The organism is Microbulbifer sp. ABF4_107, assembly GCF_056312215.1.
In genome coordinates, this window is sequence record NZ_CM149983.1 from 1,439,636 (window position 1) to 1,458,969 (window position 19,334).

Here is a 19,334-nt window from a genome sequence, read left to right on the forward strand (position 1 = left end):
TATGGGGGCATTCGAGTACACGGCACTCAACAGCGGCGGACGAAAAAACCGCGGTACCCTGGAAGCAGACAGTGCCAAGGCTGCGCGTCAGCAGCTCCGTGCCAAGGGGTTGATTCCTCTGGAAGTCACCGCCGCCGGTGAGTCCTCCCAGCAATCTGCCGGCAGCTTTTTAAGTGGTAGCCCGGGCCTCGGTATCAAACCATTGGCGCTGCTCACGCGGCAGATCGCGACGCTCTTGCGCGCGGGTATTCCGCTGGAGGAAACCCTCAGTGCGATCGCCAATCAGACCCGCAACCAGAAAGTGCGCCGCATTGTGCTGGCGATTCGTGCCAAGGTGCTGGAAGGGCACAGCCTGGCGCAGGCGCTGGGCAGCTTCCCGCGTGCATTTCCAAAACTGTACCGCGCAACCGTCGAAGCCGGTGAGCACTCCGGGCACCTCGATGACGTGCTCGAGCGCCTCGCGGATTACACCGAGACCCAGCAACAGTTCCGCCAGAAGGTGCAGCTTGCCCTTATCTATCCGATCGTGCTGGTGGTGATCTGCGTGCTCGTGGTGACCGGCCTGATGGTGTATGTGGTACCTGATGTGATCGAGGTGTTTACCGGTACCGGCCAGCAATTGCCTTTGGCCACAGAGATACTGGTGTCGATCAGTAACTTCATTTCTTCCTGGGGTTGGATTATTCCCCCGGTCCTTGTTCTGCTGGTTATCGGCTGGCTGTTTCTTTTGCGCCAGCCCGGGTTCCGCTACCGCTATCACCATCGCTTGCTGGAAATGCCGGTGATTGGCTGGCTGGTGCGGGGCGGACAGAGTGCCCGCTATGTCGGTACTTTGGCCATCCTGACCGGTAGTAGTGTGCCCCTGGTCCAGGCCATGGGCATTGCCAGCGGTGTAATGGGGAACGATTTTCTGAAAGCACGTCTCCAAACAGCGCAGAAATTTGTGCGCGAGGGCGGCAGCCTGAGGCGGGCGCTGGAAGACGTGGAGTACTTCCCGCCGATGATGACCTATATGATCGCCAGCGGTGAATCCTCCGGCACGCTCGATGAGATGCTGGAGCGTGCCGCGGAGAACCAGGAGCGGGATCTGCAGGGTGCGGTTACGGCATTTGTGAGCCTGTTTGAGCCGCTGATGTTGCTTGTGATGGCCGGGATCGTACTGTTTATCGTGATGGCCATCATGATGCCGATTATGAATATGAACCAACTGGTTGTCTGATCCGCGACGTGCGGGAGCAGGGCGGCCGAGAGATTTTGAACACGCGAGGTGAGAAATGAAAAATCTGCGTAAAAGTAAGGGTTTTACCCTGATTGAGATCATGGTGGTGATCGTGATTCTCGGTGTGCTGGGCGCGCTGGTGGTGCCAAACATTATGGGCCGTACCGGTGAAGCTCGCATCAAGGCAGCGACCGTCGACCTCCGTGCCATCTCCACGGCGCTGGATATGTACCGTATGGACAACTTCGTGTACCCGAGCTCTGATCAGGGGTTGGGTGCGCTGGTTGCGAAACCTTCCGGCTTCCCGGAAGCCAAAAACTGGACCGAGCCCTACCTGAAGAAAGCCCCGAAAGACCCCTGGGGCAACGAGTATCAGTACATCAGCCCGGGCAGCAGCGGCCCCTACGACCTGTTCAGCCTGGGTGCCGATGGCAAGCCCGGTGGTGAAGGCGAGTCTGCCGACCTGTTCGCGTCCGAGCTGTAAGGCTGAGGCCTGAATCTGTTATGCGCGTCGCGGCCCACCGCCAACGGGGATTTACCCTGATCGAACTGCTGGTGGTGATTGTGATCATCGCCTCACTGGCGGGCATGGCGACGCTCTCCCTTCGTAATACCGACAGCCGTAACTGGACCGGTGAGGTTCAGCGGCTGGCAAACCTCCTGCAGCTGGTGGCGGACCGGGCACTGATCGATAAGGCCCATTACGGTGTCGTGTTTGAAGAGGATCGCTATCAGGTGGTGCGCTATGACTCGTCGCTGCTCAAATGGGAAGAGTTCGACTTTTCGGCCACGCCGAATGCCGCCAACGCCGGCCGCTTTATGTCTCACGAGCTGCCGCCCAATATGCGTCTGGAAGTGCTTTCCCAAACGGAGCTGCCCAGCGCGGACACTAGTAGTTCAAGCTTTGCCCCCAGCGGTCGCAGTGAAAGCGGCAAAGACAAAGAGAAAGAAATCAAACCCCAGTTTGCAGCCCTGTCCAGTGGTGAAGTGCTTCCCGTGGAGGTGGCATTCTTTCTGATGCGCGATGGCGATATCGGACGGGGAGCGATCATTTCCTACAGCAGCCTGTACGGCATGCAACTGGAATGGCAGGCAGATGACTACTAACCGCACTGGGCTTAACAGACGGCTCGGGACAACCCGCGGTTTCACCCTGGTTGAAGTGCTGGTTGCGCTGGTGATTTTCGGCGTGATTGCCGCAAGTGTACTGAAAACCCTGCAAGACAGTGTGCGTCAGCAGGCTGCACTGGAGGAGCGTCTTACCGCCAATCTCGTGGCTCAACAGGCACTGGCTGAAATTCGTTTGCGAACCGACTGGCCGCCCCTGGGCAAGGAAACCGAGCGGGTTTTGTTGGCGGAGCGGGAGTGGGAAGTCACAGCTGAGGTCAAGGCAACCAGTGAACCGCGCATGCGGCAAATCGTCGTTCAGGTTGGCTGGCCGGACAAGCCGCCAATTCTCACGATCGATTCCTGGGTGGCGGAGTGATGTGATTATGCGACCTTCTTTCCGCTTTTCCCGCCGAACCGGCCAGGCCGGCTTCACCCTGATCGAGGTCATGGTGGTTCTGGTGATTGTTTCCATTATTGGCATCGGCTCCTATTCACTGTTGGAAACATTCTTTACTACCGATCGCGTATTGAATGCACGTGCCGATGAAATGCGACGCCTGTCCATGGCCATGTATCGGCTGGATGATGACCTGCGGCAGTTTACCGCGCGCCCGGTAAAGAACGGCTACAGCGGCTACGAACCGGCATTTCAGGGGGTGAGTAACGAATTTGAGTTTACCCGCCTCGGCGCCGCCAACCTCACCGGTGATCCGCGCGGTAATTTACAGCGGCTGCATTACGGTATCGGATACGCGGATAACGAGGATGAGCGATATGAGCAGCCGGACGATGACACCGCGTTACTACTTCGCAGCCGCTGGCGTATCCTCGATCGCGGCCCGGATTCCGAGCCGGTAGCCGAGCCGGTTCTGGACGGAATTGTCGAATTGAATGTGCGGTATTTTGACCGGGATACACAGACCTGGCTGGCGCAGTGGCCTCCAGTCTCATCTGGTTCCACGCCTGGCGCGGTGGACTTGCGTTTGCCGCAGGCTATCGAAGTTACCCTGCTGACGCGCACCGGCGGCGAGATGCGTCGACTGTTTTCACTGCCGGAGTACACCGTTTCATCGGGCGTCGGCGGTAGTGGCGGCAGCTCCAGCGGTGGCGACGGCGATGAAAACAGTTCCGGGTCCGGCTCTGGTGGCTCAGAAGAGGGTAGCGACGATCGCAGCGGCCGCGAAGAAGAGGGTCGCGAGTAATGTTTACCCCCATTCGCACGCAATCGCCTGGTCGGCTCGATCGCCACCCGCTGCGGAAGCAGAACGGCGTGGCTTTGATCACCGTTTTGCTGGTGATGGTGATTGCGGTCGCTGCAGTGACCCACGCGGTTACGCGGAATCGCCTGGCCATTTCCCGCACCAGTGCGATTCTCGCAAACACCCAGCTTGCAGAGTTTGTACACGGCGCGGAAGCCTGGGCGATTGTGACGCTGGAGAAGGATTTTGAAGAGGATCGCGACGCAAGCCCCGCCAGTGACAATCTACATGAGCTCTGGGCGCAGCATCAGACCGAGTTCAATCCCGATAACGGAAAGATCCGCATATTAATCAAAGACTTACATGGATGTTTTAATGTAAATAATTTAACAGTGCCTGGAGCTTCCAGTGGCTCCGGGTCTGGCGGTGGGGGTTCCGCAGGCAGCGGGCCGGGGCCAGTCTTGCGTCGTTTGGTCAGCAATCTCGGTGGGCAAGCGGATATGGCGCTGGCGATCGAGGACTGGCTCGACCCCGGTGATACCCCCCTGGCATCCGGTGGTGAAGATACCGGTTATCTCGGATTGGAACTGGCTTACCGCACCCCCGATACATTGATTACGGATGTCTCCGAATTGAGTGCAGTTCAGGGAATGGAGCCAGAAGTCTGGCGCCAGCTTGAGCCGGAGCTTTGCGCACTCCCCGAGGCCGGAACGCCGGTCAACGTGAATACGGCGTCGGCAGAGCTGTTGTCGGCGATGCTTCCGTCGGCGAATGTTGCGGGTCTTATTACCCAGCGGGAATCGGGTGTGGCCTTTACCCAGATGGCCGACCTGTCTTCGTTCAATGTCTCGGGCGGGGGCGATCTGGATTTCAACAGTGCGTATTATGTCGCGCATATTGCGGTACAACTGGGTCTGGAGCACCGGCAGTATTGGGAGTCGATTCTGAAACTCGACACCACCACCGGAAAAGTAAAAGTCATACAGCGCCAGCGGCGCGAATTCTCCGGGCAGTTTTTGCAGGAATTATTGGGGGTCTAATTGAGCCAGGAAGTAAAACTATTACGGCTGCGTGAGCCTGGTGCGGGTGCCCATAGTGGCAACCACGTGCTTGGCGCCGGGTCAGTCGTGCTTGAGTACTGGCAGCAAGGGCAGTGGCAGCCGGTTGCCATAGACGTGGATTTTGCCCAGGCGTTTGCCGGCGACGCAGAGCCCGGGAACCCGGTCAGTGCCGACTCCGAGGCCGGCACTGTTGGCGGTGCTGAGGCCGCTGGTGTAAACCTTGAGTTCGAACCGGGCGAACGCGGTGTGATACTTATTCCCGGGACCTGGGTCTGGAGCGGCCTTGAAACCGTACCCCGTGCCGCCCGACGTCAGAGCCAGGCGGTCGGTTACATGGTCGAAGAGCAGTTGGCAGAAGATGTCGAAGATTTGCACTTTGTCTGTGAGCCGGTGCAGGGGGACCTCTGTAGCGTTATGGCGGTGGCGAGTCTCAAGCTTGCAATTCTCAAGGCCCAGATCGAGCGCCTGGGTTGGCCGGTAACCACCGCAATCCCCGAGTACCGCTTGCTGGCCAATACCAGCCCCGAGTCCGCTGTATGGCTGGATGGCGAACGCGCGCATTTCTGGCACGTCAGTGGCCGTGGCCTGTCTGTAAATCGGCCTTTGGCGGGGGTGATTGCAGAAAGCCTGTTTGCCGCGGAAGGTCGGGATACCGGTGCGGGCGGTGAGCCCGATGAATTGAGCGGGGCGCATGCGGAAACCGAGCAGCTGCGGCTGTCGGGTGACGCGACTGAGCTTGAGCGCGCGACTCTGGAACAGCTTGGTTCCGTACAGGTACTCGATGCGTCAGCGGAAGAGCAGTTCCTTGCAAGCCTGAAACCTACCATTGCCGGCAATATGTTAACCGGTCCGTATCAGGTCGCCCTTCAGTCCGACGCGGGGCCCTGGTGGAAGAAGCCTGCGATTGCGGTCGCAGCCTGTTTCGTCTTGCAGTTGGTGTTTTTCATCGCTGCCGGTACCTATTACAAAATCCAGGCGGCCAATGCTGAGGAGGCTGCCCGCAACCTGTTCAGCGAGATTTTCCCGGGAGATTCACCCAGCGCGGACCTGCGCCGGCAGATTACCGGGTATCTGAATCAGGCCAGCGGCGGCGGTGGTGATTTCGCCGGCCAGTTACAACAGTTAAGTAATGTGTGGGGGGGCGCCAAAAGCGGCGATCTTAAGCTGCAGTCCCTGCGATTCGACGGCAACCGCGGTGAGCTGGTGTTGCAATTGCGCGCCGCCAATCTCGGGCAACTGGATTCTGTTGTTAACAAATTGGGGCAGGGCCAGTTCAAGGCCGAACTGCTCGCGGCCAACGAGTTGGAAGAGGGTGTGTCCGGTCGGATCCGCCTGCGATAACGAAGAAAGATTTCTATGAAGCAAACAATCGAACAGTGGCGGCAAAAGTGGCTGGCGTTGCCGCCCGGAGACCAGCGCGCCCTCGGAATCCTCGGGCTGTTCCTGGGCTTGACCGTGATAGTGTTTGGCCTTTTCAAGCCAGCACAGTCTTTCTTTGACAGCGCCCGCACCGACGCCGAGAGCGCGCAGGAGTTGGTTAGCTGGATTGAAAAGCAGCGCCCACAGCTTGAGCGTGTTCAACGCAGCGGTGGTGGCCAATCCCAGGGGCAGGGCACTCTGCTGCAGCGGGTTACGGCGGCAGCCAATAACCACAAGGTAACCATCAAGCGCTTTGAGCCGGAAGGCGACCGTCGCATTCGCCTGTGGGTGGATGAAGCCCGTTACCAGGATCTGCAACCCTGGCTGAACACCCTGTTGCAGCAGCGATTCGTTATTCGCTCTGTCAGTGTGGATGCGCTGGCAGAAGAGGGGATGGTATCCGCTCGACTGACACTGGAGCGCTAAGGCGCTCCTTTGGCGAGAAACGGAGTGTTTCACAAGTCTTGCACTGAAAATGACCTTTCGTTCTATTTTTTCATTGTTTAGCTGCGAATATTTCCCTGGATGTTCTGTTAAATCGTAATCTCGGCGCTTTTTCGCGTCGTGCTTCGCCGTTCAGAAACCTAAATTCATCCTCGGATGGCGCCGATTTCTCCCTATACTGATGGGTATTGAGAAGAAATAGGGGTCAACCATGTTGCTGAGAAATGCCGACGGCAATCACCTGATCGATGTGGCCGATGTGGTCACACTGGCCAATCCGTACGAGCTTACCGTCGTCGGTCGCTATTTGTGGGGCGAAGAGATTCAGGATCCGGAGGTCTTCGACAAGGCGGACTTGCGCTTCCTCTCCGGTGAATCCCTCCCCCGCTGCTGGCATGACAGTCGGTATCGAGACCGTGAGGTCCGCCGGGTGAAGTGCGGCACACGTATCGACGACAGCGACTATTATCAAGGCGCCTGAAGCCGCTCCGTGCCCCTGAAATCCGCCCCCGGGCACATGGTTTAGCGCTGCAACCTCCTATACAATACGCGCCAATTTTTCACCGACTCTCGACCGGTCCGGTGTAAGTTAGTAGCCCGGCTAAAGCCTGGATTTACGCGTAGAAGAGGTGTCATGAGCTTCGAGCTGTTTGAAGAGTATTCCCTGATCATTGGCATTGGCGGCCTGATTCTGTTTATGGTGTTTATCGTCTGGAATCTGGCGAAGGAGTCCAAGGCGGGTCGCTTCGGCACTTTCATTCTGTTTATTGCTCTTGGTCTAGGCTTGCTGGGCTTCCTCGTAAAAACCGTATTGGTCGAAGTTATGGGCCTGGGCCAGTAAAAAGCCATTGCAGCGCCTCGACATTTCCGTCACAGGGAGCGTTCGCCGGAATTCGCTATGCCGTTATTTGATCACCCGGAACTGAAAGTTCAAAAAGATCGCCGCGTATGCCGGAACACGGATACGCGCATTGCCAAATACAGTCGCCGCGGTATGTTGTTCACCATGGTGGCGTTTGCCATTGCCGTTGCTATCGGTGAGCTGCGAACCCTCGCACCCAAACTGGTTCTGTCCCTGGCGATTGTTCTGGTCCTGGTCACTCTGTTCCGCGCCTATTACGTTTTCCGCTTTGACAATATTTATGCCACAGGTCCCAAGCGCTGGCGGCACCGATATTTCCTGGCCTCTACCCTCGGGGCGATCTGGTGGGGCGTAATTCTCCTGAGCCATGTATTTTTACTGGGCTTTTCGCCGGCCACTCAGTTCCTGTGGCTGTATACCGTTGTGTTTTGCGCCAGCGTGGCTTCTGTATTCTCTCCATACCACCGTTTTTTGACCTGGTTTCTGGCGGGATCTCTGGTGCCGGCCGCCCTCCAGGGGTTTATGACAGCGGATATTCTCGGGGCCATCTATGGTGCCCTGACGCTGGCGTTTGTATGGCTGATGGCGCACCAGGCGCGGCGTGAGTCTGAAAATTACTGGGATCGCGTGGCTGCCATGCAGGCGCTTCAGCAGAAGGCCAGCAATCTCGCCGCGGCGCGCAAGCACTCCGATGCGGCAGTAGAAGTTACCAATGAGTTTCTGGCCAATGTCGGACAGGAATTTCGCAGCCAGCTGTCTGACTCCCTGGGGGCTCTGGCGCTGCTAGACGGAGACCGACTTTCCGAGCGCCAGCGGGAATGGGTGCGGTTGGCCAAGAACGCCTGCAACCAACAGCTGAAACTGGTTGATAACGTGGGTATGTTCACCCGCGTAGCGCGCAAAGATATTCACCTGCGACGCGCGCCGTTCAATCTGGTGCGAACCATCGAGAAAGCCTTCAAGTTCGCCGCGCGCGCTGCCCAGCGTCAGCGCCTCGAATTCAATTTTCAGATCAGTGATGAGTTGCCGGTCATGGTGACCGGCGACAACCGCAAGACCGCGCAGCTGATTCGCAATCTGGTTGACTCCGCTACGGTAATCGCCGAGAGCGGTGAGCTGTGGGGGGAAGTCCTGTTTGAGCAGGTGGGAACCGAAGAAGGGCAGTTGACGCTCAAGCTGGTGGATAACGGTCGCGGTGAAATCCTGCCGGACGAATCGGAACTGTTTGGTGCATTCTCCCGTAAGGACACCACCCAGGTGACCACCGGACTCGGGCTGAATATCGCCAAGGGCCTGGCGGAGGCCATGGGGGGCTACCTGCAACTGCACTCATCTGACGAGGGCAACCGCTATCAGGTGGTGATCAAATTCGAGATCGAACCAAACCAGCGCATCTATTTACAGCCTGACCGACGCCTGCAGGATACCGAGATTCTGCTGCTGCATCAGCGCGGTCTGTTTGTGGGCGGTATCGTGCAGCAATTGAAGTCCTTCGGTATGGAAGTGTCCTGTGAAGTCTGGGACGACGGAAGTACCGCACCGATGGATGAGCTGTTGCAGTTTATGGAACGCGGCCAGCTGGTGGTGTTGGCACCGGCAGCCGGGGATGCGCAGATGTTGAGTGGCGTGACGCAGGTGATTGCGTCAAACAAGACAGAAAGTACCAAATTTCCCCTGCTATGCCTCGGGGGCTATGGACACAAGTTGGAGTTTTCACCACTGGCCTCGGCTGACCCGGAAGCGCAATATCTGGCCCGGCCGGTGACCCGTAAAGAATTCCACGATGCGCTGGTTTTGCGGCTGTTCGGTGGCCAGAAAAAAGCCAGTCGGAGGGTGGTCAGCCAACAATCTGCGGTGCCCCGCAAAAACAACCTGTTGTTGATCGAGGAGTCCCGACAGCATCAGGGGGTAACCGAGGAAATGGTGCAGGCATTGGGGTATCAGGTTCAGGTGGTTCCCTCCGTCGAAGAGGCTCTACTGTTGCTACCCGAAAACAATTTTGACCTGCTGCTGGTGGATTGCCAGCAGAATACCGGCCACAGTGCGGAAATTATCGAGCAGTTGCGGCTGTGGGAAAGCGAATATTCCAGCGACGATCGCTTGCCGGTGGTGGCATTGACCAGTACCACGGAAGAGCAGTTTGAGGGGCGTTGTCTGGCAGCGGGAATGGACGATTTCCTTACCAAGCCGTTGAGTAAAGACAGCCTGGCGGAGACGCTGGAGCGCTGGCTCGGCGAATAGGTAGATCGCGAAGCCATTAAAAAAATGGCCTGTCAATGACAGGCCATTTCTGTTTTACGGGGCCGTAAAGTTCCGGCTCCGCAGGGGCTGGATCAGAAGTTGTATTTCAGGCCCAGCTTCACACGCCAGGTAGACTCTGCTGCCTCGAAACGGCTGTAGTTGCGCGAATCAAAGCCACCGAAGGGTTCGTCGTACACATACTGGCCGTCCTCATTCACATCGAAGTCGAACAGCTTGTTCTGCGGGTACTCCAGATCGTACACCTTACCCCAATCGTCATTCAGCAGATTGGCAAAGTTATCGATGGTCAGGTACACCAGGCCGCGGTGCTCCGGCATAAAGCCTGGGACTTCCTGGCTGATTGCCAGATCCATGGTGGTTACCCAGGGCATATTGTCGGAGTATTTGTCTACAAACCCACCGGCATACCCATCGACGCCGGCGGCACGGGCCATTTCCATGATTTCCGCGTAGCTCAGACCATTTTCAAAGTCCACGTTGGGGTCATCTGCACCGGACGGGATATAGGCCAGGTAGACATCGGAGTCGTCGAAACTGGCCTGATCGCCGAAGTGTGCATCGCGGTAGGAGTCCAGGGTCCAGGAGAACGGACGCCCGGAGCGGCGCTCCATAAACAGGTTGAAGTTGGTGGCGTAACCCTGGATGAACTCGGCGCGGTAGCCCAGATTCAGAACGAAGCGATGCTCGATTTCGTAGTAGGCAGTGCCTTCCAGGGGCTGGTTGCGGTTTTCGGTTACTTCATACTGGAAGTTGGATTCCGCCGTGGAGCTGGTGCCCGGATTCACTTCGGTAATGTCCTGATTGGTGTAGGACAGGTTGAAGGAGAGGCCGTTGTCAAAGGCTTTGTCCAGGGCGGTGGACCAGATGATACTGCGGCCACCATTGTCGACGTTGGTCAGCTCCAGGTCATAGTTGCCTTCGAACTCTGTGCCGTCATAAATGCTGTCCCAGATAATGCGGTCGCCGATACGCTTGCCGTTATCGACCCGCGACAGGTCGCGCCAGTACACCGCATTTTCACGATCGACGTACATGACTTCGGTGGTCCAGCTGAAGTCATCACCCACGCCCGGAATTGCAAACACATAGTCCGCAGCCAGCTGGTAGCGCCAGTCGGAAGGAAGCTCGAAGTCCGGATCGATGGTATTGGTGCTGCCGGCACCGGGTTCCAGGGCGTCCAACGCCGCCTGAGGGACACCGGTGAAGTCGACGTTGGAAGGGTCAACATCGGTACTGTAGAAGGAATCCTTGGTGGTGCCGTCGTTGGTGTAGGCGTTGGATACCCACACCAGCGGCATGCCGCCGCTGAAGCGCCCGACGCCGCCGCGTAGGGTCAGGTCATCCTGAACCGCCCAGTTAAAGCCGATGCGCGGCAGGAAGATATCGCGTCCATCCAGATTCTCGGTGTTGCTGAAACCATAGGTTTCCACAAAATTATCGTTCTGGTTGGGGGCGCTGTCGATGCTCAGTGTCTCGTAGCGCAGACCGGCCACAAGCTCAAATCCGGCGAATGGCTCGAAGGTGGCTTCACCGTACAGGGAGTAGGTAGTGCCATTTACATCGTAGGCAATATCATCGATGTTGTTGGTGTAGGCGTTGCTGTACTCGAGGCTCGCGACTTCGCGGTTTTCAAACGCGTCGAGGTCGTCAAAGGTCCAGGTGCCCCGTGCATCGCGGCCGTAGAGGTTGTAGTTCCAGGTGTCCTCCAGTTCCGCACCAAACCGATACTGGACTTCACCGGCCAGGTAGGTGCCGTGTACGCCAAAGTTCCATACTTCATTGGCCAGCACGTTGGCGTGGCGGTTTTCGTCTGCACCGGCGACGATATACCCATCTTCGGTCTGGATATTGATTTCCCCCCAGCTGGAGCTAGTCATGGAGGCCTGCTCATAGTCCTTGTAGGACAGGTTCACCTCGGTGCTGAATACATCGCTCCAGTCCGAGAACAGGTGCGCGGTGTAGTAGCTGGTGTCCTGGGCCATGGTCCACAGGTTGGAGCCCAGGTTCAGGGTTTCACTGCCGTCGGTGTAGTTGCGCGCGGAGCGGGTTTCCTGGGTGCTGTAGGTGAAGTCGGCGCGCTGGTTATCGGCGATATTCCAGTCCAGTTTTACCAGAACCTTTTCATCGCTGTCCGGGGCTGGCGCAGATCCTGCGGTGTCGCTCAGGCCGTATACATCCTGAAGGATCGCCAGGGCGCGGTCGCGCTCCGCTGGGGTTACATCGTGATTGGCGAGGGTGTTCAGGTCGTAGTCAAACGCGACTTCTTCTTCCCACTTCTCATAGGAAGAGAAGAAAAACAGTTTGTCCTGGACCAGTGCGCCGCTGAAGGTAGCACCGTAAGTCTCTTCTTCGTTCTCGATATCGATCTCAGTAACCGAGCCATCGGTGGGCAGTCGGTCGTCTTTGGCAGTGCCAGTCCACGGCGTATTTTCGACATAGATGCTGCCGTGATATTCATTGGTGCCGGATTTGGTCACGGCGTTAATGTTACCGCCGCCAAACTTGCCGATACGGGCATCGAATGGTGCGAAATCCACGGAGATCTGCTCAACCGCATCCAGGGAGATCGGTGGGCGGTTGGTGGGGTAACCGTTGGACTGCAGGCCGAACGTATCGTTGATACCCACGCTGTCGATGGTGAACGCGTTGTATTTCGGGTTGGAGCCCGCGATGCTCAGCTCGGTGCCATCGGGGCTGACCACCGCCAGTGGGTTGGCCCGGATGATTTCCTTGAGATCGCGGTTGAAGGTTGCAGCGGAGGAAATCTGGTCTTCACCGAAGACACTGCTGGAACCGCGGTTCTCAGACAGCAGCGCCTCTGCCGTCACAACAACCTCTTCAAGCTCATTCACTTCGACATCGTCACTGTCGAGGTCGATGGGGAGGACTAAGGGATTGCCCAGGGAAAGATAAATACCGTTAACCGTCTCATCCCCAAAATCGGATTCAACACGCACGGTGTAGGGACCACCCACACGCAGGCCGGATGCATTGAAGCGGCCTGCATTGCCACTTTCAATAACGCTCTGGGTGTTGGAGGGCTGGTGAATGATGGTGAGCTTGGCATTTTCGACGGGTTTCCCCCCATCGCTGGTCACTACGCCACGAATCGCTGAAGTCGTCTGTTGCGCGCTGGCGGTCGGTGCGATTCCCAGTGCGGAGATTACCGCTGCGGATAGTAGCGCAACCGGAAAGGCGTTGCGTTTTACGGAACTGATCATGGAACTCTCCTAATGTGTACTTCTGGTTGCCGTGCGGGCGCACCGTATCCTCGGTATCTTTCCCGTGGGCCTGAATGTGTATCTCGTTCATGTAGGTTTCGGACTGCGGTGCAGCCGGCCGAACATTCGGCGCGCCCATTGTTGTGGAGAAGTCTTGCAGCGGAGTGAAGAAAATATTTCCGGTTTATCGCAAACGGGTGACAGATATTTTCTGTCTATAGCGGCAATTAGCGGAGTTAATTGCTTGGTAACAGAAATGCAGTATTTGCGATTTAGTGTCCAGTGGTGAGGTCTAGGCTTTGCAGTTCAGGAGAGGGTTCGAAATAGTTTGAATAGCGGGAGAGCGGTATTTTTTGCAGGGAGTCTAGGGGGAGAGTTGCCCTGTGCACGTCCTTGCACAACAGGGCTTGTTGTTTTCGTGTGAGTCAAAGTCTGGTGTCGCGAGTGCGACACCACTTTTCAGGTTGCTTGCGCCTACATGGATCGCTGATCGATCCGCTGGCGAAATTCTTCGCTGGTTTCCTTGCGCTCGGAATAGCGATCGGTAAAGTAGTCCCGTTTGTCTTTCAGTAAGTAGGTAAACTTCATCAGTTCTTCCATTACATCAACGATGCGATCGTAATAAGAGGAAGGCTTCATTCGGTCGTCATCATCAAATTCCATCCAGGCCTTGGCCACGGAAGACTGATTCGGAATGGTGACCATGCGCATCCAGCGGCCGAGAATGCGCATCTGGTTAACCGCATTAAACGACTGCGAACCGCCACACACCTGCATGACCGCCAGGGTTTTTCCCTGGGTGGGGCGCACGCCCTGCATGGCCAGGGGGATCCAGTCGATCTGCGCCTTCATGATACCGGTCATGGCCCCGTGCCGCTCCGGCGAGGACCAGACCATGCCATCGCTCCAGGTGGCGAGTTCACGCAGCTCCTGAACCTTGGGGTGATCCGCATCGGCATCATCCGGTAGCGGCAAGCCCGAAGGGTTGAAGATACGGGTTTCAGCGCCCAGGCGATACAGAATACGGGCGGCTTCTTCTGCGGCCAGCCGACTGAAAGAGCGTGCGCGCAGAGAGCCGTATAGCAATAGAATCTTGGGTGCTGTGTCGTTTATGGCGGCGGTTAACTGGCTCTTGTCGGTGTCGTGGAAGCAATCCGAAATTAGATTCGGCATTTCGTCATTGAGCTTGCTCATACTTTCTCCCCGGTAGCTTTTGATTCCTGGGTTACTGGAGAGGTATTGCCGTCAAACCAGTGGCGCGTGCGGTTTGCGATGGCGACGAGCGAGAGCATCACGGGTACCTCTACCAGTACGCCAACCACCGTTGCCAGTGCTGCACCGGAGTGCAGTCCAAACAGTGAAATAGCAACGGCTACCGCCAACTCAAAAAAGTTGGATGTGCCGATCATGCACGCGGGAGCTGCAATATTGTGGGGCAGCTTCATTCTATGCGCGGCAAGGTAGCTCACGGCAAAAATGCCGTAGGTTTGAATCAGCAGCGGAATGGCAATTAGGACAATCGCCAGCGGACTATTGATGATGGTCTCGGCCTGGAATCCAAACAGCAGAACCACGGTTGCCAGCAAGCCGGCCACAGAAATGGGTTTTACCCGCTGCAGAAAATTGTCCAGGCGGCTGTGGTCGTTGGCTTTGTCCAGAGCGCGACGTGTGAGCACCCCGGCGATTAGCGGCAGCAATACATACAGCACCACAGAAAGGAGCAGGGTGTCCCAGGGTACGGTGATATCACTGACGCCAAGTAGCAGGGCCGCGATCGGGGCGAATGCAAATATCATGATCACGTCGTTTACCGAGACCTGCACCAGCGTGTAATTGGCATCACCACGGGTGAGCTGGCTCCACACAAATACCATTGCGGTACAGGGAGCGACACCCAGCAGAATCATGCCGGCGATATATTCCGATGCGGTTTGCGGATCCACAAGATCGGCAAAAATCACCCGGAAGAACAACCAGCCGAGGGCTGCCATGGTAAAAGGCTTGATCAGCCAGTTGATCACCAGGGTCAGCACCAGACCTTTCGGCTTGTCGCCCACGTGTTTGATGGAGGAAAAGTCTACCTGCACCATCATCGGGTAAATCATTACCCAGATAAACACTGCCACGGGCAAGTTGACGTGGGCGATCTCCATGCCGGCGATTTGCTGGAAAAGCTCAGGGGCTATATTCCCCAAAAGTAATCCGGCAAGAATACACAAACCCACCCACACCGACAGATAGCGTTCAAAAATTCCCATATCACGAACCTCCTGTAAGCGGTTGTTATTCGCTTGCGATCAATGCCTGGGCGGCATCGCGAAGCTCCGAACCATATTTTTTATCCAGATCGAGCTCGAGCATTTTCTCTACCCGTGCCTGAATAAGGTCGATGGTGTGATTGAAGGCTTGAGCCAGCTCTTCTTCGCTGCCTTCCAGTTTGGATGGATCTTCAAGCCCCCAGTGCACCTTGGTCGATTCGCCCAGCCAGATTGGGCAGGCTTCACCGGCCGCGCTGTCGCAAACGGTTACCACCAGATCGGGAACCCAGCTCTCAAACTCGTCCCAGGACTGGCTCTTGAGGCCGTCGGTAGCGATACCGCGTTGCGCCAGGTATGCAAGGGAAAGCGGATGTACCTCGCCACTGGGCTGACTACCGGCGCTACGCGCGTCGATGCGACCCTGGCCAAGATGATTGGTGACGGCTTCGCTGAGGATACTGCGGCAGCGATTGTGTGTGCAGATATAGAGAATTTTCATCGGGTGCTTCCTTTTGGGTAAGGCGAAATTCAATACGCCGTTACAGTTGATTCATTGAACTACGTAGATCCAGAAGTGGGATCGAGCGTGGAGCCTCGATTAGCAGCAACTGTTTTTGCTTCCAGGGCGGTCCTGCATTTCGCTCAGCGCCTGCTGGTTGGCCTGAATAAATACGGGATTTGCCTGCAGAGTCTGCAGGAGAATCTCCGGTATCCAGTCGGGCAGGTCCGGCGCCAGGCGGTAATAGACCCACTGGCCGCGGCGCTCATCCTGCAACAGCTCGCAATTGCGCAGTTGTGCCAGGTGGCGTGAAATCTTGGGCTGGCTCTCGTCCAGGGCACACATTAGCTCGCACACGCACAGTTCCCCCTCGCTGGCAATCAATAAGAGACTGCGCAGGCGGGTGTCATCGGCAAGGCATTTGAAAACGGATACCGGGTTCATCGGGTACTCCTGAGTCGACAGAGCAGGGCTATTCCAGTGCTGCGCATGGTATTCGAAAATTCATATATACGCAAAATCAAATATGTTGGAATCCAGATATTTTGTGCATGAGCCGTTGCGAGGTGGATATGGGGCGGGGAGGAGAGGCAGAAAAGGTTAGGGAAGTGTGACGCACTGGGGCCGTACCGATGCGCCACGAGGCTGGCTAGTTAGATATCAAATTCCGCCCACACTGGCGCGTGGTCTGAAGGGCGCTCCATACCGCGGATGTCGTAATCAATACCGGTATTGACGCAGCGGTCAGCAAGGGTTTGGGTGGCCATGATCAGGTCGATGCGCAGGCCGCGGCGCGGCTCGCGGTCAAAGCCGCGGCTGCGGTAATCAAACCAGCTGAACAGATCATTGGTTTCCGGGTTTTGCGCACGGAAGGTGTCCACCAGACCCCAGTTATGGATTTTCTCCAGCCACTCACGCTCTTCCGGCAGGAAGCTGCACTTGCCGTCCCGCAGCCAGCGCTTGCGGTTGGGTTCGCCGATGCCGATATCCAGATCGGTTGGCGAGATGTTCATATCGCCAATGACCAGTACCGGTGCCTTGCTGTCGCAGCTGTTGTTCAGGTAGGCATCGAGATCCGCGTAGTACTTTTGCTTGGCCGGGAATTTCACCGGGTGGTCGCGGCTTTCCCCTTGCGGGAAGTAGCCATTGATGACTGTGAGAGGCTGGTCTGCACCGATATCGAACTGACCGGCAACCAGGCGCCGCTGCGCATCGTCGGCATCGGTGGGGAAGCCGTACTGCTTTTTGAGAAAGGGGTAGCGCGAGAGCAGGGCGACACCATAGTGGGTCTTCTGGCCGAAATAGATAACTTCGTAGCCGAGATCCCGAATCACATCCTCCGGAAAATCTTCGTCGGTGACCTTGGTTTCCTGCAGGCCGATGATGTCTGGTGACTGGGTTTTCACCAGTGTTTCCATCTGGTGCAAACGCGCGCGGATACTGTTTACGTTAAAGGATACAACTTTCATTTTTCCTCCCCCCGAAAAGTTTTCTCAATCGTTCAAAAAGCCAAAGCCCGCTGCTCGAAAAAAAGCAGCGGGCTTGGTAATGATTTAATCGGCCCGCCACTTCATTAAAGCCGCAGGCCGTTTGCTCTATCGCACACTCAATTCAGTCGAAGTTGGCTACTTGCGGCGAGTTGGTGTGTTTTTTCAAGCCAATAAAGTCGGCCATGATGTAGCCCGCTTCATTCAGCACAGGATCGTCTTCCAGGGTGATTTCGGTAGGGCCACCAACAGGCGCGGTATCTTCCGATTCACTTTTTTCATAGGCCTCGAAGTTCTCGTAAGGCTCCAGGCCTTTGGCTTCGCGACGCTTGTTCTCCATTGCGAGAATTTCCTGATTCAGGTCTTCACGCTCCTGAATGCGCGCGTCTTCGTTTAGGGATACGGTCTTGCGATTCGCGCGCTCAGACTGGTATTCAAACTGCTTGCGCAGGAATACAAAGTCCGGATCGACGGCGGTGCGCTTGTCGTGCTTTTTCGACAGTTCCGGCACCATGTCTTTCAGGTTGAAGTACTTGGCGTGGCGCACGGCGTGGATACGGTCCCAGGGCAGGGCGGTGTCATAGGCGCTCTCCCCGACCTGCTCGCTGTCGATCAATTGCGGCATGGCAATATCAGGCATCACACCAGCGTGCTGGGTACTGTCACCGGACACCCGGTAGAACTTGGACTGGGTGATTTTCAGCTGGCCTTCCTTCAGTGGCGCCATCGTCTGCACAGTACCTTTACCGAAGGACTGGTTACCTACGACAAGGCCGCGGTTGTAGTCCTGAATTGCGCCGGCAAAGATCTCCGAGGCAGAGGCGGACAGGCGATTGATCAGTACCACGAGCGGGCCGCGATACATGGCGCGGGAGCGCGAGCGGTTGTGTCGGGAAATCTGTTCGTTGGCATGGCGGATCTGCACCACCGGACCCTGATCAATAAACAGGTCGGTGAGCATGGTGGCTTCCTGCAGGGAGCCGCCGCCGTTATTGCGCAGGTCCAGGATAACGCCGTCGACACCTTCTTTCTGAAGTTCGTCCAGCAGTCGCGCTACATCGCGGGTGGTGCTTTTGTAGTTGGGATCGCGGCGGCGATAGGCTTCGAAGTCGATATAGAACGTCGGCAGGTTGATCACGCCCACTTTGTAATTCTGTTCGCCGTCAGAGAATTCGAAGATGGCTTTTTTCGCCGCCTGATCTTCCAGCTTCACCTTACTGCGCTTGATGGTGATGGTGCGGTGGCTGCCGTCACCGCCGGTGGGGATGGTTTCCAGACGTACGAAGGTACCGGCGGAGCCGCGGATCAGGTCCACCACATCGTCGAGGCGCCAGCCGACCACATCGACCATTTCGCCTTTTTCATCCTGACCAACAGCCACGATTTTGTCGTTGGGTTTGATCTTGCCGGTGCGGTCCGCAGGGCCACCCGCGACCAGTCGCGCCACCTTGGTGTACTCGTCTTCCATCTGCAATACGGCACCAATACCCTCAAGGGAGAGGGACATGCTCATATTGAAGTTCTCCAGGGAGCGCGGAGACAGGTAGTTGCTGTGGGGGTCGTACAGGCGGGTGAGCGAGTTCATGTAGAGCTCGAACACGTCGTCGGAATTCTGCTGGCTCAGGCGTTTAAGCTGGCCCTTGTAGCGGCGCTTGAGCAGGTCGGCAATTTCTTCATCGCTCTTGTCGGTGAGGCGCAGGTTGAGCACGCTGCTTTTCAGGCGCTTGCGCCACAGGTCGTCTGCGGCGCTGATGGATTGGGGCCATTCGCTTTTTTCGCGATCCAGCTCAAGGGATTCGTCCTTGGTGAAATCGAATTTGGGCAGGCCATTTTCCAGCTGCGAGACGATATTGTTCAGGCGGTCGGAAATACGCAGGCGGTAGCGATTGTAGATTTCGAATCCGCGGTCGACGTTGCCTGCGCGGAGGTCGTCATCCAGCTTGGTGCGCCACTGGCGGAATTCATTGATGTCGGAAGCCAGGAAATAGCTCTTGGCTGGGTCGAGGCTATCGATGTACTCGTCCCACAGGCCGGCCGACATTTCATCGCTGACCTTGAGCTTGTTGTAATGCAGCATTTCGAGTTTGCTGACGATCTCGCGGGCCGTTCCACCCTGTTCTTCGTGGGGTTTGAGCTCTTCCGTGTCATCGGCCGCGACGACCGGGGATGCGAGTACCAGGAGGGAAAGGGAAAGGCCGGATATCAGTGCGGCTATTCGATTGCTAAGCATAAGGAGTCTCTTTATACGTCCTACTTCAAGGCGTCCCACTGTCAAATGGGGCCGGAAGGGGGC

Annotated in this window: 18 protein-coding genes; 11 read left to right on the forward strand and 7 right to left on the reverse strand. The window is 56.9% G+C overall.

Translation table 11 applies throughout. The features are described 5' to 3' along the window. Window position 1 precedes the first annotated feature (1 nt). The 11 genes from gspF to ACYX4K_RS05920 all read left to right on the forward strand — a co-directional run bounded on the left by gspF (window position 2) and on the right by ACYX4K_RS05920 (window position 9,555). The gene (gspF, locus tag ACYX4K_RS05870) at window positions 2-1,219 is read left to right on the forward strand and encodes a type II secretion system inner membrane protein GspF (protein ID WP_475093056.1); all 1,218 of its coding nucleotides are present in this window, start codon (window positions 2-4) and stop codon (window positions 1,217-1,219) included. Window positions 1,220-1,274: 55 nt separating this feature from the next. Next, window positions 1,275-1,703 carry a type II secretion system major pseudopilin GspG gene (gene gspG / locus ACYX4K_RS05875; protein ID WP_475093055.1) on the forward strand — a complete coding sequence of 143 codons (429 nt, stop codon included), beginning with the start codon at window positions 1,275-1,277 and terminating at the stop codon, window positions 1,701-1,703. Between the two features lie 20 nt (window positions 1,704-1,723). Next, window positions 1,724-2,326 carry a type II secretion system protein gene (locus ACYX4K_RS05880; RefSeq protein WP_475093054.1) on the forward strand — a complete coding sequence of 201 codons (603 nt, stop codon included), beginning with the start codon at window positions 1,724-1,726 and terminating at the stop codon, window positions 2,324-2,326. Then, complete coding sequence (gene gspI / locus ACYX4K_RS05885) at window positions 2,316-2,705, forward strand: type II secretion system minor pseudopilin GspI (RefSeq protein ID WP_475093053.1); 390 nt, start codon at window positions 2,316-2,318, stop codon at window positions 2,703-2,705. The genes ACYX4K_RS05880 and gspI overlap by 11 nt, the downstream gene beginning before the upstream one ends. A gap of 7 nt (window positions 2,706-2,712) precedes the next feature. Continuing rightward, entirely contained in the window at window positions 2,713-3,531 is an 819-nt protein-coding gene (gene gspJ, locus ACYX4K_RS05890) for a type II secretion system minor pseudopilin GspJ (protein ID WP_475093052.1), read from the forward strand. Next, complete coding sequence (gene gspK, locus ACYX4K_RS05895; protein ID WP_475093051.1) at window positions 3,531-4,568, forward strand: type II secretion system minor pseudopilin GspK; 1,038 nt, start codon at window positions 3,531-3,533, stop codon at window positions 4,566-4,568. Before gspJ ends, gspK begins: the two co-directional genes overlap by 1 nt. Further along, window positions 4,569-5,930 carry a type II secretion system protein GspL gene (gspL, locus tag ACYX4K_RS05900; protein WP_475093050.1) on the forward strand — a complete coding sequence of 454 codons (1,362 nt, stop codon included), beginning with the start codon at window positions 4,569-4,571 and terminating at the stop codon, window positions 5,928-5,930. Between the two features lie 15 nt (window positions 5,931-5,945). Beyond that, window positions 5,946-6,434, forward strand: a complete 489-nt coding sequence (gspM, locus tag ACYX4K_RS05905) for a type II secretion system protein GspM (RefSeq protein ID WP_475093049.1) — start codon at window positions 5,946-5,948, stop codon at window positions 6,432-6,434. A 229-nt stretch (window positions 6,435-6,663) separates the two neighbouring features. Next, the gene (locus tag ACYX4K_RS05910; RefSeq protein ID WP_475093048.1) at window positions 6,664-6,933 is read left to right on the forward strand and encodes an acetyltransferase; all 270 of its coding nucleotides are present in this window, start codon (window positions 6,664-6,666) and stop codon (window positions 6,931-6,933) included. A 153-nt stretch (window positions 6,934-7,086) separates the two neighbouring features. After that, entirely contained in the window at window positions 7,087-7,293 is a 207-nt protein-coding gene (locus ACYX4K_RS05915) for a DUF2788 domain-containing protein (protein ID WP_475093047.1), read from the forward strand. Between the two features lie 57 nt (window positions 7,294-7,350). Then, window positions 7,351-9,555: a response regulator gene (locus ACYX4K_RS05920; protein WP_475093046.1), complete on the forward strand. Its 2,205-nt coding sequence runs from the start codon at window positions 7,351-7,353 to the stop codon at window positions 9,553-9,555. Window positions 9,556-9,647: 92 nt separating this feature from the next. Here ACYX4K_RS05920 and ACYX4K_RS05925 read toward each other — a convergent pair whose 3' ends face one another. From ACYX4K_RS05925 to ACYX4K_RS05955, 7 genes are all read right to left on the reverse strand, one after another. Next, entirely contained in the window at window positions 9,648-12,797 is a 3,150-nt protein-coding gene (locus tag ACYX4K_RS05925; RefSeq protein WP_475093045.1) for a TonB-dependent receptor, read from the reverse strand. Between the two features lie 474 nt (window positions 12,798-13,271). Further along, entirely contained in the window at window positions 13,272-13,991 is a 720-nt protein-coding gene (gene arsH, locus ACYX4K_RS05930) for an arsenical resistance protein ArsH (RefSeq protein WP_475093044.1), read from the reverse strand. Next, window positions 13,988-15,055: an ACR3 family arsenite efflux transporter gene (arsB, locus tag ACYX4K_RS05935; protein WP_475093043.1), complete on the reverse strand. Its 1,068-nt coding sequence runs from the start codon at window positions 15,053-15,055 to the stop codon at window positions 13,988-13,990. The genes arsH and arsB overlap by 4 nt, the downstream gene beginning before the upstream one ends. Window positions 15,056-15,080: 25 nt before the next feature. After that, window positions 15,081-15,554 carry an arsenate reductase ArsC gene (locus ACYX4K_RS05940; protein WP_475093042.1) on the reverse strand — a complete coding sequence of 158 codons (474 nt, stop codon included), beginning with the start codon at window positions 15,552-15,554 and terminating at the stop codon, window positions 15,081-15,083. A 99-nt stretch (window positions 15,555-15,653) separates the two neighbouring features. After that, window positions 15,654-15,998: a metalloregulator ArsR/SmtB family transcription factor gene (locus tag ACYX4K_RS05945; RefSeq protein ID WP_475093041.1), complete on the reverse strand. Its 345-nt coding sequence runs from the start codon at window positions 15,996-15,998 to the stop codon at window positions 15,654-15,656. Between the two features lie 209 nt (window positions 15,999-16,207). Continuing rightward, a complete protein-coding gene (gene xthA / locus ACYX4K_RS05950; protein ID WP_475093040.1) occupies window positions 16,208-17,023 on the reverse strand; it encodes an exodeoxyribonuclease III in 816 nt (271 codons plus the stop codon). 142 nt (window positions 17,024-17,165) lie between these two features. Next, complete coding sequence (locus ACYX4K_RS05955; protein ID WP_475093039.1) at window positions 17,166-19,271, reverse strand: carboxy terminal-processing peptidase; 2,106 nt, start codon at window positions 19,269-19,271, stop codon at window positions 17,166-17,168. Between the last annotated feature and the right edge of the window lie 63 nt (window positions 19,272-19,334).

Excerpts from the sequence above, each read along its gene's own strand:
- gspJ (WP_475093052.1), top strand. The coding sequence starts at position 2,713 with ATGCGACCTTCTTTCCGCTTTTCCCGCCGAACCGGCCAGGCCGGCTTC.
- arsH (WP_475093044.1), bottom strand. The coding sequence starts at position 13,991 with ATGAGCAAGCTCAATGACGAAATGCCGAATCTAATTTCGGATTGCTTC.
- gspK (WP_475093051.1), top strand. The coding sequence starts at position 3,531 with ATGTTTACCCCCATTCGCACGCAATCGCCTGGTCGGCTCGATCGCCAC.
- gspG (WP_475093055.1), top strand. The coding sequence starts at position 1,275 with ATGAAAAATCTGCGTAAAAGTAAGGGTTTTACCCTGATTGAGATCATG.
- ACYX4K_RS05915 (WP_475093047.1), top strand. The coding sequence starts at position 7,087 with ATGAGCTTCGAGCTGTTTGAAGAGTATTCCCTGATCATTGGCATTGGC.
- gspF (WP_475093056.1), top strand. The coding sequence starts at position 2 with ATGGGGGCATTCGAGTACACGGCACTCAACAGCGGCGGACGAAAAAAC.
- ACYX4K_RS05945 (WP_475093041.1), bottom strand. The coding sequence starts at position 15,998 with ATGAACCCGGTATCCGTTTTCAAATGCCTTGCCGATGACACCCGCCTG.
- arsB (WP_475093043.1), bottom strand. The coding sequence starts at position 15,055 with ATGGGAATTTTTGAACGCTATCTGTCGGTGTGGGTGGGTTTGTGTATT.
- ACYX4K_RS05910 (WP_475093048.1), top strand. The coding sequence starts at position 6,664 with ATGTTGCTGAGAAATGCCGACGGCAATCACCTGATCGATGTGGCCGAT.
- gspI (WP_475093053.1), top strand. The coding sequence starts at position 2,316 with ATGACTACTAACCGCACTGGGCTTAACAGACGGCTCGGGACAACCCGC.
- ACYX4K_RS05940 (WP_475093042.1), bottom strand. The coding sequence starts at position 15,554 with ATGAAAATTCTCTATATCTGCACACACAATCGCTGCCGCAGTATCCTC.
- ACYX4K_RS05955 (WP_475093039.1), bottom strand. The coding sequence starts at position 19,271 with ATGCTTAGCAATCGAATAGCCGCACTGATATCCGGCCTTTCCCTTTCC.
- gspM (WP_475093049.1), top strand. The coding sequence starts at position 5,946 with ATGAAGCAAACAATCGAACAGTGGCGGCAAAAGTGGCTGGCGTTGCCG.
- ACYX4K_RS05880 (WP_475093054.1), top strand. The coding sequence starts at position 1,724 with ATGCGCGTCGCGGCCCACCGCCAACGGGGATTTACCCTGATCGAACTG.
- ACYX4K_RS05925 (WP_475093045.1), bottom strand. The coding sequence starts at position 12,797 with ATGATCAGTTCCGTAAAACGCAACGCCTTTCCGGTTGCGCTACTATCC.
- xthA (WP_475093040.1), bottom strand. The coding sequence starts at position 17,023 with ATGAAAGTTGTATCCTTTAACGTAAACAGTATCCGCGCGCGTTTGCAC.
- ACYX4K_RS05920 (WP_475093046.1), top strand. The coding sequence starts at position 7,351 with ATGCCGTTATTTGATCACCCGGAACTGAAAGTTCAAAAAGATCGCCGC.